Source organism: Arcobacter arenosus, assembly GCF_005771535.1.
Classification (GTDB): Bacteria; Campylobacterota; Campylobacteria; order Campylobacterales; family Arcobacteraceae; genus Halarcobacter; species Halarcobacter arenosus.
In genome coordinates this window covers 14,033-29,715 of sequence record NZ_VANU01000010.1, presented here as the reverse complement: position 1 = coordinate 29,715, position 15,683 = coordinate 14,033, and the positions used below count along the sequence as shown (strand labels likewise).

Sequence of the window (15,683 nt, the reverse complement as noted above, 5' to 3'; positions counted from 1 at the left end):
TCTTGCCAAAGTCAAGATGATTGGTTATAATCCTACAGAGTCACAAGATACGGCGTCATGAAATAACTGACAAAAAATTTCAGGAGAAATTGTGCTGTGTCAGGTCAAGTCTAGTTTTGTACACCTAAGAAATAAAAGAGTACTAACTCTTTTATTTCATTTACATTCTACCTTCATGTAGTTTTACTATTTCTAACATTCTATCATTATTTAAAAGTTCTAATTTTTTATTTTTAAAACTATTGATTATTTCATTTATTTTTTTAGCTTTATCACCAACATGATATATTTTTATACGAGAATTTTTTAATTTATTATATGGATTTATTTCCATCTCTTTAATTATAATTGAGCTTACACCCTTATCATTAAGCCATTGAATTAATTCAACTCCATAGGTACTCGGATTTGGTTCAATTTTTATACTATTTTTATTATAAACTACAAAATATTTTGATTTTTCTAAAGAAGTTGAAATTATTGAGTTTTCACTTACAGAATCTACAGGAAAAATAGTCATTCTAAACCTTAATTAGTTATAAAATTATTTTACTATTCTTTTCTTAAAATTTTCTTTATTTAGTAAGTGGCAAAAAGGAAATAAAGCTAATTTCCTCTTTAACTAGCTTTGTTCCTTAGATTTAAGGTATTTACATGAAGTATTTCATTTAAACTTTGAAAGATCTCTTCTGTATGTTTTTCAATCAATGAAGCTGAATTTTTCAACTGTTTATTATCTACTTTTTTATGATTTAAATCTATATAGTTTTGAACCTCACTGTGTAATGATTCATGGTAATTTTTTAGTTTTTTCCATTCATTAGAGAATACAAACTCTTTTTGCATATTTTCACTATCAACTATCCACTTACCTAAGTTACAAGATTTACAATCAACTACATTAATAGAAGAGTATGAATCTAAATCTTTAAAATATCTTCTTTTAAAATTGATATGATTATTTTTATATTTTGAAACATCAGAAATCATTTGAATATCATCAACCATATCATAATACTTGTCATTAATATTTGCTTGTTTTGTTATCCCTAATAGTCTATTTGATAATTTAGAAACCTCTTGAGATAATAAATCTATTTCATGTGAAGTTTGTGCATTTTTTTGTGTCATTTGATCTATTAAGTTAATTGCACTATTTACTTGAATCATACCACTCTCTTGCTCTTTTATGGCAATTGTTACATTATCAATAATCTTTCTTGTATCAACAATTTTTGAAGAAAGATTGTCATAACCATTAATCATATCATTTGCAATATTTTTACCTTCATTTGATTTTACAGTTGCATCTTCTACAAGTTTTTTAATCTCATTTGCTGCATTTGCACTTCTATTTGCTAGATTTCTTACCTCTTGTGCAACAACTGCAAAACCTTTTCCTGCTTCGCCTGCCGTTGCAGCTTCTACTGCTGCATTTAATGAAAGGATATTTGTCTGAAATGCAATTTGATCAATCACGGCTATAGCATCACTAATAGCACTTACTTTTTCATTTATCTCATCCATAGAAGTGGAAGTTTTTGATGCTAATTCATTTCCTAAAGTTGCACTATTACTTAAATCATCAGCAATTCTTAACATCTCAGTAACATCCTTTGAGCTACTTTTCATATTTGATGTAATTTGTTCAATTGAAGCTGCTGTTTGCTCTAAAGAACTTGCTTGTTCATTTGAACTATTTGATAATATTTGAGATGACTTAGTAAGAGTTTGAGTATTGTTTTTTAATTCATTTCCTGCATTTGTAATCATAGCAATCAATTGAGATATAGATTGTCCCAATAAAAGTGTTCTTGTTGAAAGGGTACCAAAATTACCGTACATCCCTACTCTTTGCTCTTCACTTAGTCTAAAATTATATTTACCAAGAGCATAATTATCAAGTAAAAGATTTATATTATCAACTTTATTTTTTGTGTAAGATATCATTTTATTTATGATTAGTCTTAAAGACTCAACCTCATGAGTTGCACCTTTTTCATGTAAACTATATTCTAAGAAACCATTAGAAACCTTTACAATTACATTTGTAATCTCATTTACTACTTTTTTATCTTGTTCAATAATTTTTTGAATCTTTTCAATTTGCACATTCATATCATGGGTCATTTGAGCAAATTCATCATTTCCTTTTACTTCCATAGGTTTTAAATAATCTTTTTCTCTAATTACATATTGGAAGAAATATTCAAGACCTTGTTTAAATACTTTTAAACTAGATACAATTTTTTTAGTCATAAGTGTACTGATTATAAATATAATCACTAACATAATAATTAAAAATATTCCAAAGAAAATAAACTCAGTGTTAAGTTGAGAGTTTTTCATCTCAATATATTTATTAATGTCTAAAGTTACTTTATCAACTAACTTCTCATAATAATCAATTCTAGAAGTTGATACTTCAACCCATTTTACTTTTTGTGCACCAAAAATATTTTGATTTAAGTTTTGTAAAGATTTTACAGTTTTACTTGTATCTAATCTCACAATTTCATCAATCTCTTTAATTGTTTTCCCCTGTGATAATCCATCAGAAATATCTAAAACATTTCCCATATAAGAATCAAAACTATTTTTAATAATTTTTAATAATCTCTTTTCCTCTTTTGTAATGCCATTCAATCTTCTGTATTTGTTAACACTTCTTTTTATTGCTGTATGATACTTTTGAACATTATTTAATGATTTATTATCGTTTCTAAGTAAATAGTTCTTATAATTATGAATAAGCCCACCATATCCAGCATTAGCATAGATATCACTTATAATTTGATCTTTTAAACTTTTATCAAAAAGTATAGTTCTAAACTTAGTTAATTGTTTACATTTTTCACAATTTTTTTCATTTTCACTATATTTAAGATTATCTACTGAAGCAATTTTTTTAAATTGCTCTAAAAATATATTTTGATTTGTTACAAGTTTATTAAACTCAATATTTTCTTTATTTAATAAAACTCCTTTATCAAAAATATTTTTTACCAACATTCTTTCCTCTTCAGCATTAATCAAAAAATGCACTAAAAAAATGTATCCTTGTAGTTTTTTTGATAATTCACCATCATTACTATAGGTTACAACATCATCCATAAAAGACAATAATATCTCCATGAAGTTTTTATAGTATTTATTTAATTCATCACTACTAATTGAAAGCTCTTTTATTTGTTTTCGAATATTATCTTTTTCTTTAAGTAACTTTTTTAATTGTGCTATTTTCTTATTAAAAGATTCTTCATCATTGCTAATTGATTCAATATTTTTTTGTAATGTTAAAATATTTTTATCAACTTCACTTTGAATTAATTTCAACTTGTCATCATTGCCCTTACCATAAGAGTCGATAAATTCAATACTATACTCACTTTCTTTTTGTAAATTTAGTGATAGATTTGCAGAACTAATGGTAAAACCTAAATACTCTTTTGTATAGTTGATTGAATTTTGTTTTTCTATTTTTTCTATTAAAAGAGTATAAGCAAGTAATATTACTAAAAGAATTGGAATTGCTAAGGTAAAAAGTATTTTATTTCGCAAAGAGATATTGTTAAAAAAGTTCATATATTTTCCTAATATTATTTTTTATCTGGATAATACTAGAATACAATTACAATGGGGTTACTAGAAAAATAAAAAAATTACTAATTTTTTTAAATATTAAAATAAAATAAATATTTGAAAGATTTTATTTTTTTCTTTTATCCAAAGAAGTGGTGACTTCTTATGATTTATAAAGAAATCAAGATGTGGCAATATTTCTTCAAAACTTATATATGAAGATTTAGGAGGATTAAAATCAACCCAATCATATCTATGGGGCATAAAATATTCACAAGATTTAAAATATTGGTCATTTTTAAACTCATTGTATCCAATATAAAAACCTCGAATATTTTCTTTAAAATGGATATCTAAACTTTTTTTGTAAAAAGGAACATAAATATTTGCTTTAAAACAAATCTCTTGTTTAATATTATTAAAATCAATATCTTCTAAATAAGCCTTAGTTTTTTCATTAAAAAGCAGTGGAAGTTGTTTATGTTTTAATTTATCTAATTTTTTGACTAAAGTATCATCTTTATTTGGTCCAATATATCTATCCAACTCTTTTTCAAAACTAATATCATATAGATAATATTTATATACAAGTTCAATATGCTTGAAACATTTTTCTTTGTTGTCAAAAATTATAAAATCTATTTCACCTAAAGTTTTTTTATTATAAATTATTTGAATATTTTTCTTTATAAGATTATATCTTTTAGATAAAAACAAATAATGTTCAAAAAAAAGTTCTACTCTTTTCCCTAAAGGAAGTTTTTGATTTATTTCTAATTTATCAATTTGAAGATTAGATAAATCTATTTCTTCAAAATCGAATTGTTTTAGATTATTTAAGTTATTAAATAGATGATTTGTTTCATAAAAACCTAAAAATTGCTTTTGGGTATTATTCATATTTTTTCATTTATAAATTTTAGACTTGATAAACAACCATTTAAATATGAAGTCCCAAAAAGATTATAATGATTTAAATAGTGATATAAATTATAGATTATTTTTTTAGTATTATAACTCTTACTTAAAGGTAAATAACTATTATAAGTCTCATAAAAAGAGTTATTAAAACCACCAAAAAGTTCTGTCATTGCAATATCTACTTCCCTATCCGCATAATAAACAGCAGGGTCGATAAGATAAACAGCAGTTTTTGAAAAAAGAACATTTCCTGACCATAAATCACCATGAACTAGTGAGGCATAATTTGTAGTTTCAGTTAAAAGGCTTTCTATTTTTTTAAAGTTATCATCTAAAAAATCTTCAAATTTTTGTTTTATTTGAGTATCTTTTATTAAACTTATTTGATAAGCCAATCTATATTCAATAAAAAACTTACCCCAATTATCACTTATAATATTTTTTTGTGGATTTAAACCTATAAAATTATCATACTCCAAACCATATGATTTGTTTTTTTGTTCATGTAGTTTTGCTAATCCAAAAGCAAACTTTTTAATTAAGTCTTCACTTGCAAATGAAGTTTGGATTTTCTTCATTTGTATTTCACTTTTGTTTACATTTATAATATCAGGGATTTTTAAATAATTGTTATTTGATTTTGATAAGTTTTCTTTTATTAGATTAAGCCCTTTAACCTCTTTAATTAAAGAGTCATTATCAAAGGGATTACTCTTTGTAAAAACAGATGACATTATCTTAATTTATTTTTTGCCAATGTAATATCTGATTGATATTTATAAACCATATAATCGAATATTGTACACCCTTTATTTCTATTAAAAAAAGCTCTCATCTCTAAAAGTCGATAAGACATTCTAAAAAATGCTGTAAATGGAATAAGATAAGTTACAAATGTTTCGTATTTTCTATAGGGATAGTATTTATCAAACTCCTCTTTTAAATCACTAAGTATTTGATTCTCTTTGTAAAGCTGATCTTTACTTCTTTTACTCATTGTTCCAATTGCAATTGAAAAATTTAAAAAAAACATAAATAAATTCAAATTCCAACCAAGTATAAATATCTCTTCGTAAGTCATTTTCCCTCCAAAAGTTAATTATATCTTAGTTTTTGTATAATCTAGTTTTCATAAAAAGGAAATAATTAAATCAATTGAAGAAAATATAAAAGCTAGGAATATGATGACTAAAGAAGAATATGATAAACAAATAAAAATTTTAATTAGTTGGGCACATGCATATTATGTAGAAGATAACCCTATTGCAACAGATGAAGAATACGATAAACTTTCACGAGATTGTCTTGCTTTTGAGCAAGAAAACCCTACTTTATCTCATCAAAACTCACCAAATAAAAGAGTTGGAGGTTTTGTTTTAGATGGCTTTGAAAAAGCATCACACCTGTCAAGAATGTGGTCACAAGAAGATGTTTTTAATACACAAGAGTTAGAAGATTGGATTAAAAGAGCACAAAAAGTAAATACAAATCTAGAGTTTTATTGTGAACCTAAGTTTGATGGAGCTAGCTTAAACCTTATTTACGAAAATGGTTTATTAAAACAAGCTATTACAAGAGGTGATGGAAGTGTTGGAGAAGATGTAACAAATAATGTAAAAACAATACACTCTATCCCTTTAGAAATTAAAGAAAAATCTTTAATAGAAATTAGAGGTGAGATTGTTATTAGAAAAAAAGATTTTGAAAAAATCAATGAAGAAAGACTAAAAAACAATGAAGCACTATTTGCAAACCCTAGAAATGCTGCATCAGGAAGTTTAAGACAACTAGATCCTAGTATCACAGCTAAGAGAAAACTATTTTTTAATGTTTGGGGAATAGGTGTAAATACACTTGAACATAAAAATATGAAAGATAAAATGGATTATATCTATTCATTAGGTTTTGTAAAGCCACCATTACAAACTCTTACAAAAACAGTTGAAGAGATTGAAGAAGTTTATCATAAAATCATTGCTTCAAGGGATGAGATTCCTATGATGCTTGATGGTATGGTTGTAAAGATAAATGACATCGAAACTTGTGAAGAGTTAGGTTATACAGTTAAGTTTCCTAGATGGTCTTGTGCTTATAAATTCCCAGCAGTTGAAAAAACTACAAAGATTAAAGAGATTATCTTACAAGTTGGAAGAACAGGTGTTATTACTCCTGTTGCTAGTGTTGAACCAACACTTATTGATGGAAGTACAGTAAGTCGGGCAACATTACATAACTTTGATGAGATTGAAAGATTAGATTTAAGAATCAATGATGAAGTGATTATTATAAAAAGTGGTGATATTATCCCTAAAATCACAAAAGTGTTTACGGATAGAAGAAAAGGAAATGAAACTCCTATTTCAAGACCAACACAATGTCCACAATGTGATAGTGAACTTCTTGATGAAGGGACAATGATAAAGTGTCAAAATCTAGATTGCCCATCAATTGTAGTAAATTCTATAATCTATTTTGCAAGTAAAAACTGTATGAATATTGATGGTCTTGGAAATAAGATTGTTGAACTTCTAGTTAAAGAAGAGAAAATCAAAGATATCTTAGATTTATACTCATTAAAATATGAAGATTTAGAAAACCTTGAAGGGTTTAAAGAGAAAAAAATCAATAACCTATTAAATGCTATTGAGAATACAAAAGGAACACAACTACATAGAGTTATAAACGCTCTTGGGATTGAACATATTGGTGAAGTAGCTTCTAAACAAATCTGTTTAGAGTTTGGTTTAGGTGTAATTGATATTGATATTGATTCATTAATTGCCCTTGATGGGATTGGTGAACAAATGGCTAATTCATATGTTGAATTTATGAGAGTAAATCATGAATTAGTTTTAAAACTTATTGAGATAATAAATCCTGAAGTTGAAGAAAAAGTTGAAATTAGTGAAAATGCTTTTAAAGGTACAACCGTTGTATTAACTGGTACTATGAGTGTAAGTAGAGGTGTAATAAAAAAACAACTTGAAGCACTTGGAGCAAAAGTAAGCTCATCTGTATCAAAAAAGACTGATTATGTTATATATGGTGAAGAGGCAGGAAGTAAATATGATAAAGCGATTGATTTGGGGGTTAAAACTTTAACAGAAGATGAAATGAATTCTATGATTTAATTCAAAATAATATTATTATGATACGATTTTTAGGTAAATTATAGTTAAATATAATATTGAGGAGAAGATAAATTATGAGAAAGTTATTTTTAATTTTATGTGCATCTACTTTGATGTTTTCACAAACAATAATATTAGGTGTAGTTCCTCAACAAAGTCCTTTAAAATTAGCTAAAAAATGGTCAAAGGTAACAAATTATTTAAAAGAAAAAACTGGTTATAAAATAGTTTTTAAAACTGAAAAATCAATTCCTACCTTTGAAGAACAATTATATAGTGGTGCATATGATATAGCTTATATGAATCCTTACCATTTTGTAGTAGCAAATCATAAACAAAACTATGAAGCTTTTACTAGAGCAAATAAAAATATTGTTGGTATACTTTTAGCAAAAGAAAAAAGTATACCTTTTACAAAAGATAATTTAAAGGGAAAAACATTTTTATTCCCTGCTCCAAATGCCTTTGCTGCGACACTTTTAACAAAATTTGAATTAAAAAATCATTTCAATTTTGATATTGATAAAGAAGCAAAAGTTTTATATGTAAATTCCCATGATTCTGTTTATAAAGGGATCTCTAGAGATGTTGGATATATAGGAGGTGGTATTATTAGAACATTTAATAACTTTAAAGATAAAAATGATAAAGATAAGCTAAATATAATCTACAAAACAAATGAGTATCCAAGTCACCCAATTGCCTTTCATCCAAGATTAGATAAAGATATTGTAAAAAAAATAAAAGATGCATTTTTATCAATGCCTGAGGATTTAACTAAAACTCTAAGTATAAAAAGATTTATAAAAACAAATTCCGATGAATATGAGATTATTAAATCTGTAAAACCGTTATAAAGAGTTAATATGTCGTTTAAATACAGGTTTATAATCTCTTTTGTTTTACTTGAAATATTTTTTATTACCCTAATTGTTTCAATTAACTTTATAGCAATTGTTGATTCATCAAATAAACTTATAAATGATAATATAAATTCAAAAACAATATTTTTAGAGGATTTGGTAAAAGTTCCACTAAGTATATATGATTTAGCAACCTTAGATAATATAATTGAAAAAGCTCAAGATGACACAATAGTAAATTCAATCATTTTATTAAATACTCAAGAAAAAATAATATCAAGTTCTTATAAATTTGAAGATATGAATCTTGAGGAATTAATAAAAATAAAAGAAGATAAAACCTTAAATTTTAAAGATAAAGTTTACAAGGTTAAACATATCAACATAAAAGAAGAAGATACAAGTTTAGGTTCTATGTATTTGGTTTTTGATTTATCTGAAAATAATCAATTTATACAAAGTAATAAAGAAAAAACTTTAATAATTATATTTATTGAAATATTGATTTCAACAATTTTATCTTATCTTATTGGTTCAAAACTAACAAATAAACTAACAAGATTATCTAATATAGCAATAGATATAGGTAAAAATAAATACCCAAAAATTCCATATACAAACACAAATGATGAGATTGGTTCTTTATCTAAATCTTTTGTTTATATGCAAGAAAACCTTTTAAATAGAACAAAAAAACTCAAAGACCTGACAAATAAACTTGAATCACAAAAAAGAGAATTAGAATTAGCCAATAAAGAAAAAGACGACTTTTTAGCGAATATGAGTCATGAATTAAAAACACCCTTAAACTCTATTAATGTAATAAGTTCAGTTATGTCAAAAAATAAAAATGGTAACTTAAGTGAAAAAGATATACACAATATTACTATAGTAAATAAAGCAGGTAAAGACTTATTAGAACTTATAAATGATGTTTTAGATATCTCAAAACTTGAAGCTGGTGAAATTATTGTAAATAATACTGACATTGATGTTAATAGTTTTTTTACAGAAATTTATGATGGTTTTAAAATGCAAGCAAAACTAAAATCTATTAACTTTGAATTAATATGTGATGAAAATATTGGGTTTATCCATTCAGACAAATTAAGATTAAAACAAATCATTAAAAACCTACTTAGTAATTCATTTAAATTTACCCAACAAGGTTTTATAAAAGTTAATGTTAAGAAAAATGATAAATTTTTAGATGTAAGGGTAGAAGATACAGGAATTGGAATTGAAAAAGAAAAACTTGGGAAAATTTTTGATAGATTTAAACAAGCAGATGGAAGTACAACCAGAAAATTTGGTGGAACAGGCCTTGGTTTAGCAATTTCAAAACAACTTGTAAAACTACTTGGTGGAAATATTAGTGTAGAAAGTAGCAAAAATGTTGGTTCTACTTTTAAATTCTCAATTCTTATAAATGAAGATAAATTAAACCATACCCTAATAGAAAAAACAAAAAATAAAAATATAGAAAAAAATAGAAAAATCTTAGTTCTTAATTATGATCCTTTAAATTTAATGAATTTAATTATCAAATTAAAAAATGATTATATTGTTGATTCTGTATCAACATCAAAAGAATTATTTACAAATATAAGTAAATATGATTTTGATTATATTATAGTTGATTTTACTAATTTAGGTGCGGTAGATATTATAAAACTAAAAGAGCATGAAAAGAAGATAATTGCAATTATAGATAAAGACTCCACTTCAAAAAATATTATCTCAACAAATTTCAACTCTTATTTTGAGAAGCCATTTAAAGAAGAAGAGATAAGAAAACTTATTTCTTAATGATGTCATCAAGGTTAATTAAATCATCTTCTTTGATTAGATACTCATAAACCTCTTCTTCATCAAGCTCTATCTTACTATCAAAATGATTTTCTATTGTTCCAAGCATATTACTAATTTTTCTATCTCTTTGTAACTCTAATTCTTTTTGTTCTAACTTAATTTTATTTTCTTTCATAGAACTTATTATGTTTATAAATGCTTTTAATTTTTGAACTAATAACTCATCATCAATAGGTTTTGTTATAAAATCAACTACATTTTTAGAACTATTATAAGCTTTCTTTTTATAAATATCATCTTCATAAATCCCAGAAATCATAATAATAGGAATATCTTTTGTTTCTTCAATATCTAACAAGTATTCAGCTAAATCATATCCACTAGCTTCTGGCATCTGTATATCAGTCAAAACTAAATCTACATTATGTTTCATAATTTGTTTAATTGAGTCTTTTACACTTGTTGCTTCTATAACATTTATGTTATCAAAATTATTATCTAATAATAAATTTAAAGAGAATAAATTTGCTTTTATATCATCAACAATTAAAATATTGAACTTTTCCATTATTTTTCCTTTTCAATTAAATCAGAGATTAAATTTAGTCCATCTGGCTTTTTATAATTAAAATTAAACTCTTCTTGAATTTGTGATTGGTTACTTTGTTCTTCAGTATAAACAACTAAAGTTTTATTTTTAAAATCTTTTAATTTTAATAGTTCAAAATGTTTTAAATCTGAAGCATCAACAATTATGTATTTATATTTTTCATTCTCTACTTTATATAAAAATTCATTAAAACTATTTAAGTTTTCAACTTCATAATCTTTTTTAAGCTTAACAACTAAAGTTATAAAATTCACTGGATCATTATTAAAAACAATAACTTTTTCTTTTCTTCTTATATGCATATCTCTATCTTTTTCCAACAACTCTTCATTGATTTTATATTTATTAGCTTTGATAGTAACTTTGAATGTTGAACCAACACCCTCTTTACTTACAACACTAATATCACCACCAAGTAAATTAGCAAGTTGTTTTGAAATTGAAAGTCCTAATCCAGTTCCTCCATATTTTCTTGTTGTACTAGCATCAACTTGTTTAAATCTATCAAAAATAAATTCTAATTTATCTTCTGATATCCCTATTCCTGTATCTTTAACTTCAATAGTTAATAAATCCTCATTTAAACTTGCATGGATACTTACTTGACCAGATTCTGTAAATTTAAGTGCATTACTAAGTAGATTTTTAATGATTTGTTTAATTCTATCTTCATCAGAATATATATACCCAATTGAGTTATCACATTCTATAATAAAATCTAAATTTTTCTCTTCCATTTGAATTTTAAATCCATTATAAATTTCATTGATAAATTCACACAATTTTATATCAACATATTTTAGTTTTATTTCACCAGCCTCAAGTTTTGAGATATCTAAAACATCATTTATCAAAAATAGTAAATCGTTACCAGAGTTATTAATAACCTTTAAACTATCCAAATCTTTACCATCTAAATTCCCTTTTTTATTTTTAAGCATAATTGAACTAATTAAATTGATTGAATTTAAAGGGGTTTTTAGTTCATGACTCATATTTGCTAAAAACTCATCTTTTGCTTTAGATAATTCTTCTGCAATATTAACAGCATTGTATAACTCATTTGTTTTTATACTAAGTTCATTTATCATATTAGTAAAGTTTTCATTTAACACTTGCATCTCTAAAACATCAGTTTTTACAAGTTCAACTTTAGTTTTACTTGCATCTTTAATCATAGAAGTTTGTTCAGAAAGTTTTGCAACTGGTTCTGTAATAGTTTTTGAAAAGATATTTATTCTTCTTAATAACAAATAGAAAAATATCACATAAAATAAAAGTAATAAACCTATTGCATAATAACCTATCTTATTAGATAGATTCTTCAAATCATTGATTGATTTAAATACTTCATTTTTATCAACTAAAATCATAAGTTTCCATTGAGTTTCATCAACATTTTGTTGTAGTGTTAAGTATTCACTATCCTCAATTTTTAAAGAAGATCTTGCACTATCATTTTCAATTAACTTTTTAAAATGTGAAGCGAAAGGACTTTTATTTTTTAAAATATTAAACTCTTCAGGTTTTTCTATGGTTTTTAATATTGCATCAGTATATAAATGTTCTTTTAACTCTTTTAATCCAAGTAAGTTTTCAATCTTTTCATTCATAGCAATAATCATACCCTCTTTATCAACCATGAAAATATTAGCATTATAAGGCAGTTTTCTATTTAAAATATTTTTTACAAAACTATCAATTGTAATATCAATACCTGTAACCCCTTCTAAAAAATCACCATTATAAATAGGAACAATACAAGATAACATCCAACCATTTCCTGCTGGGTCTAAGTATGCCCCTGTCCAAACTGGTTCTTTTTTAGGATTATGTTTTTTATCTGCTAAAAAATAAAAATTATAATCTTCCATATGAATGTGGGGACCATATTGATTATATACTTCATCAATGAAAGGATAAAGTCTATTCATATCATCCCAAGAATTGAAATAAGCTGCAACAATATTAGGATTTGTATCAACGATACTTTTGAAATTAGTATCCATAGATTCTGTAAAAGTTGCTTTGTCTTTTTCAACTTGTGTAATATTAGTTTTTGAAGAATAATATAAAGATGAACCTACTTTATTTGTTTTATAAAAAACCCCATTTTCTGCTACTTTAAAACTTGGTAATTCATTTGGCAATGTAAAATTATATGGTTTTTTAAACAACTCTTCATGTTCAAATTGTAAAATTTTAGCTAATCTACTAACCTCTTCTAGTTTATCACTTATAATTGTAGATTCACTTTTTAAAACTTCTTGAGTATGAGATTGGGCTTCATTTAATAAAAGTTCAGTATTTTTAGATGAGATATAAGCATTTATTGAAAAGTACATAACTAATAAGGTAACTTCAACAACAAAAATTGGTATTAAAGAATATCTAAAAAAATGAACAGATAATATTTTTTGTAGGCTTTTTAACTTCATAATAAATCCTTAATTAATCATTTATAATTTTATAATAACAAAGAAGTGTATCAATAAAGTATCAATTTTTCAAATTTTTTTAATATGATACTGCAAATATTTGATAAGTTACAATGTTACCTTTTTATATAGTTTTGAAAAATTATAAAATAATTACTCTAAAATCATCTTTTTTTTCATCCAATTGTTTTATAATAAATTAATTATCTCAAAAGGTACAAGAATGACTGAAAAGAAAAGAGAAAAATCATTAACAATGACTATGTTGATGACACCAGAAAAAGCAAATTTTACTGGAAAAAATGTTCATGGTGGTGAGATTCTAAAAATGTTAGACCAAGTGGCATATGCATGTGCTGCTAGATACACTGAAACTTACGCAGTAACATTATCTGTTGATATGGTACTATTTAAAGACCCCATAAAAATTGGCTCGCTCGTAACTTTTCATGCGTCAGTAAATTATACTGGAAGAACTTCAATGGAGATTGGTATTAAAGTAATATCAGAAGATATCAAAGATCATACTATTAAAAATACAAATGTTTGCTACTTTACAATGGTTGCAGTTGATGAAGAAGGGGAACCTGTATCAGTTCCTAAGTTAGAACCTCAAACAGAAGATGAAAAAAGAAGATATCAAGATGCTATAAGAAGAAGAGAACAAAGAATGTCTTCTAGACATGCCATGCATGTTCACTAAAGAAAAGGCTTAAGCCTCTTCTTTACTTTCTATAAACTCTTCGTATGTACCTTTAAAATCAATAATTGACCCATCTTCTTGAATCTCAATAATTCTGTTTGCAAATGCATCTAATAATTCCCTATCGTGAGATACACAAATAACAGAACCAGGATATTCTAATAGTCCCTCACCAAGTGCAATAATAGCTTCTAGGTCTAAGTGGTTTGTAGGTTCATCTAAAACCATGAAGTTTGGTTGTTCTAACATGATTTTTGAAAGCATCATTCTGTGCTTTTCTCCACCAGAACAAGCTTTTACTTGTTTTTCTTGCTCTTGACCATTAAATAACATTCTACCTAAACAGTTTCTAATCTCAGCAATATCAGCATCTCTATCAAAACTTCTTAACCAATCATATAAAGTCATATCACCTTTAATTAAATCAGTTGCATTTTGAGGGAAATATCCATTTTGAATAGTTGCACCCCAATGAACATCACCAGAATCAGCTTCAACATTTCCAACTAAAATTTCACATAAAGTAGTTTTACCAATACCATTTGGTCCAATTAATGCGATTTTATCACCTTTTTCCAATGAAAAAGAGATATCATTTAATACTAATTTACCATCATATGATTTTGTAATATTATTAACAAAAAGTAATTCTTTACCAACTTCTCTTTTTTGTCTAAAAATAATAGAAGGGTCTCTTCTACTTGAGATTTGAATTGCACCTAAATCAAGTTTATCAAGTTGTTTTTGTCTAGAAGTTGCTTGTTTAGCTTTAGAAGCATTTGCAGAGAATCTTGCGATGAATTTTTCTAATTCTTCTTTCTCTTTTTGTTTTTTATTCATATCAGCTTGTTGTTGTTTTGCCAATACTGTTGATGCAATATACCAATCATCATAATTACCTGTAAACTCTCTAATTTGTTTAAAGTCAACATCAAGAATATGTGTACAAACTGCATTTAAGAAGTGTCTATCGTGAGAGATAACAACCATTGTACCATTATGGTGTTGTAATTGGTTTTCTAACCATCCAATTGTTTTAATATCAAGGTTATTTGTAGGCTCATCTAAAAATAAAATATCAGGTCTTGGGAATAAAACCTGCGCAAGTAATACCTTAAATTTATCACCACCTGTTAATGTACTCATTAAGTCTTGATGCATTGATGCAGGGAAACCTAAATCCTCAAGAATCTTTGTGATTTTAATATCATATTCATATGTTGGATCTTCTTCAACTGAGATAATCTCTAGTTCTGCAAGTCTATTATTTACTTCATCAGTAAACTCAGGACTCATATAAAGTTCCTCTTTTTCTTTTATTGCATTATATAATCTTTTATTTCCTAAAAGAACAGTATCAAATAAGCTATACTCTTCATAAGCAAACTGGTTTTGGCTTAATGTACCAACTTTTTTACCATTTTGAATTTGAACTTCACCTTCAGTTGCATCTTCTTCTCCGCAAAGAATCTTTAAAAAAGTTGATTTACCAGCACCATTTGCACCGATAAGACCATATCTTTTTCCAACATCTAGTTTTAAATTTATATCTTGAAAAAGCACTCTTGCTCCGAATGCTTTTTTTAAGTTTACTACTTGAACCATATTTCTAAACTCCGTTAT

General features: G+C 25.6%; 12 protein-coding genes. 4 read left to right on the top strand and 8 right to left on the bottom strand.

Annotation, left to right across the window (positions count from 1 at the left end; genetic code table 11):
• Positions 1–160: 160 nt before the first annotated feature.
• The 5 genes from FDK22_RS15435 to FDK22_RS15415 all read right to left on the bottom strand — a co-directional run bounded on the left by FDK22_RS15435 (position 161) and on the right by FDK22_RS15415 (position 5,584).
• Positions 161–520, bottom strand: coding sequence for a NifB/NifX family molybdenum-iron cluster-binding protein (locus FDK22_RS15435; protein WP_138153890.1), 360 nt, complete (start codon positions 518–520; stop codon positions 161–163).
• Positions 521–618: 98 nt separating this feature from the next.
• Positions 619–3,585 carry a methyl-accepting chemotaxis protein gene (locus FDK22_RS15430; protein ID WP_138153889.1) on the bottom strand — a complete coding sequence of 989 codons (2,967 nt, stop codon included), beginning with the start codon at positions 3,583–3,585 and terminating at the stop codon, positions 619–621.
• A gap of 96 nt (positions 3,586–3,681) precedes the next feature.
• The gene (locus tag FDK22_RS15425; protein WP_138153888.1) at positions 3,682–4,482 is read right to left on the bottom strand and encodes a DUF1853 family protein; all 801 of its coding nucleotides are present in this window, start codon (positions 4,480–4,482) and stop codon (positions 3,682–3,684) included.
• Positions 4,479–5,237: a fructosamine kinase family protein gene (locus FDK22_RS15420; RefSeq protein WP_138153887.1), complete on the bottom strand. Its 759-nt coding sequence runs from the start codon at positions 5,235–5,237 to the stop codon at positions 4,479–4,481. Before FDK22_RS15420 ends, FDK22_RS15425 begins: the two co-directional genes overlap by 4 nt.
• Positions 5,237–5,584, bottom strand: a complete 348-nt coding sequence (locus tag FDK22_RS15415) for a hypothetical protein (protein ID WP_138153886.1) — start codon at positions 5,582–5,584, stop codon at positions 5,237–5,239. The genes FDK22_RS15420 and FDK22_RS15415 overlap by 1 nt, the downstream gene beginning before the upstream one ends.
• Positions 5,585–5,687: 103 nt before the next feature.
• On the opposite strand from FDK22_RS15415, the gene ligA reads away from it, so the two are divergent.
• From ligA to FDK22_RS15400, 3 genes are all read left to right on the top strand, one after another.
• Positions 5,688–7,634 carry an NAD-dependent DNA ligase LigA gene (ligA, locus tag FDK22_RS15410; RefSeq protein WP_138153885.1) on the top strand — a complete coding sequence of 649 codons (1,947 nt, stop codon included), beginning with the start codon at positions 5,688–5,690 and terminating at the stop codon, positions 7,632–7,634.
• 74 nt (positions 7,635–7,708) lie between these two features.
• On the top strand, positions 7,709–8,491 hold the full coding sequence (locus tag FDK22_RS15405) for a phosphate/phosphite/phosphonate ABC transporter substrate-binding protein (protein ID WP_138153884.1): 783 nt from the start codon (positions 7,709–7,711) through the stop codon (positions 8,489–8,491).
• A gap of 9 nt (positions 8,492–8,500) precedes the next feature.
• Positions 8,501–10,306, top strand: coding sequence for a hybrid sensor histidine kinase/response regulator (locus FDK22_RS15400; RefSeq protein WP_138153883.1), 1,806 nt, complete (start codon positions 8,501–8,503; stop codon positions 10,304–10,306).
• Here FDK22_RS15400 and FDK22_RS15395 read toward each other — a convergent pair.
• Together FDK22_RS15395 and FDK22_RS15390 are read right to left on the bottom strand one after the other, a co-directional pair.
• Positions 10,296–10,877, bottom strand: coding sequence for a response regulator (locus FDK22_RS15395; RefSeq protein ID WP_138153882.1), 582 nt, complete (start codon positions 10,875–10,877; stop codon positions 10,296–10,298). The genes FDK22_RS15400 and FDK22_RS15395 overlap by 11 nt on opposite strands.
• Positions 10,877–13,357: an ATP-binding protein gene (locus tag FDK22_RS15390; protein ID WP_138153881.1), complete on the bottom strand. Its 2,481-nt coding sequence runs from the start codon at positions 13,355–13,357 to the stop codon at positions 10,877–10,879. The genes FDK22_RS15395 and FDK22_RS15390 overlap by 1 nt, the downstream gene beginning before the upstream one ends.
• 223 nt (positions 13,358–13,580) lie before the next feature.
• Between FDK22_RS15390 and FDK22_RS15385 the strand changes: the two genes are divergently transcribed.
• On the top strand, positions 13,581–14,060 hold the full coding sequence (locus FDK22_RS15385) for an acyl-CoA thioesterase (protein WP_138153880.1): 480 nt from the start codon (positions 13,581–13,583) through the stop codon (positions 14,058–14,060).
• A gap of 9 nt (positions 14,061–14,069) precedes the next feature.
• Here the strand turns inward: FDK22_RS15385 and FDK22_RS15380 are convergent, their stop codons facing one another.
• On the bottom strand, positions 14,070–15,665 hold the full coding sequence (locus tag FDK22_RS15380; protein ID WP_138153879.1) for an ABC-F family ATP-binding cassette domain-containing protein: 1,596 nt from the start codon (positions 15,663–15,665) through the stop codon (positions 14,070–14,072).
• Positions 15,666–15,683: the final 18 nt, after the last annotated feature.

Coding starts and splice junctions, on each gene's coding strand:
- FDK22_RS15400 (WP_138153883.1), top strand. CDS start 8,501: ATGTCGTTTAAATACAGGTTTATAATCTCTTTTGTTTTACTTGAAATA.
- FDK22_RS15425 (WP_138153888.1), bottom strand. CDS start 4,482: ATGAATAATACCCAAAAGCAATTTTTAGGTTTTTATGAAACAAATCAT.
- FDK22_RS15405 (WP_138153884.1), top strand. CDS start 7,709: ATGAGAAAGTTATTTTTAATTTTATGTGCATCTACTTTGATGTTTTCA.
- FDK22_RS15420 (WP_138153887.1), bottom strand. CDS start 5,237: ATGTCATCTGTTTTTACAAAGAGTAATCCCTTTGATAATGACTCTTTA.
- FDK22_RS15415 (WP_138153886.1), bottom strand. CDS start 5,584: ATGACTTACGAAGAGATATTTATACTTGGTTGGAATTTGAATTTATTT.
- FDK22_RS15435 (WP_138153890.1), bottom strand. CDS start 520: ATGACTATTTTTCCTGTAGATTCTGTAAGTGAAAACTCAATAATTTCA.
- FDK22_RS15380 (WP_138153879.1), bottom strand. CDS start 15,665: ATGGTTCAAGTAGTAAACTTAAAAAAAGCATTCGGAGCAAGAGTGCTT.
- FDK22_RS15390 (WP_138153881.1), bottom strand. CDS start 13,357: ATGAAGTTAAAAAGCCTACAAAAAATATTATCTGTTCATTTTTTTAGA.
- FDK22_RS15385 (WP_138153880.1), top strand. CDS start 13,581: ATGACTGAAAAGAAAAGAGAAAAATCATTAACAATGACTATGTTGATG.
- FDK22_RS15430 (WP_138153889.1), bottom strand. CDS start 3,585: ATGAACTTTTTTAACAATATCTCTTTGCGAAATAAAATACTTTTTACC.
- ligA (WP_138153885.1), top strand. CDS start 5,688: ATGACTAAAGAAGAATATGATAAACAAATAAAAATTTTAATTAGTTGG.
- FDK22_RS15395 (WP_138153882.1), bottom strand. CDS start 10,877: ATGGAAAAGTTCAATATTTTAATTGTTGATGATATAAAAGCAAATTTA.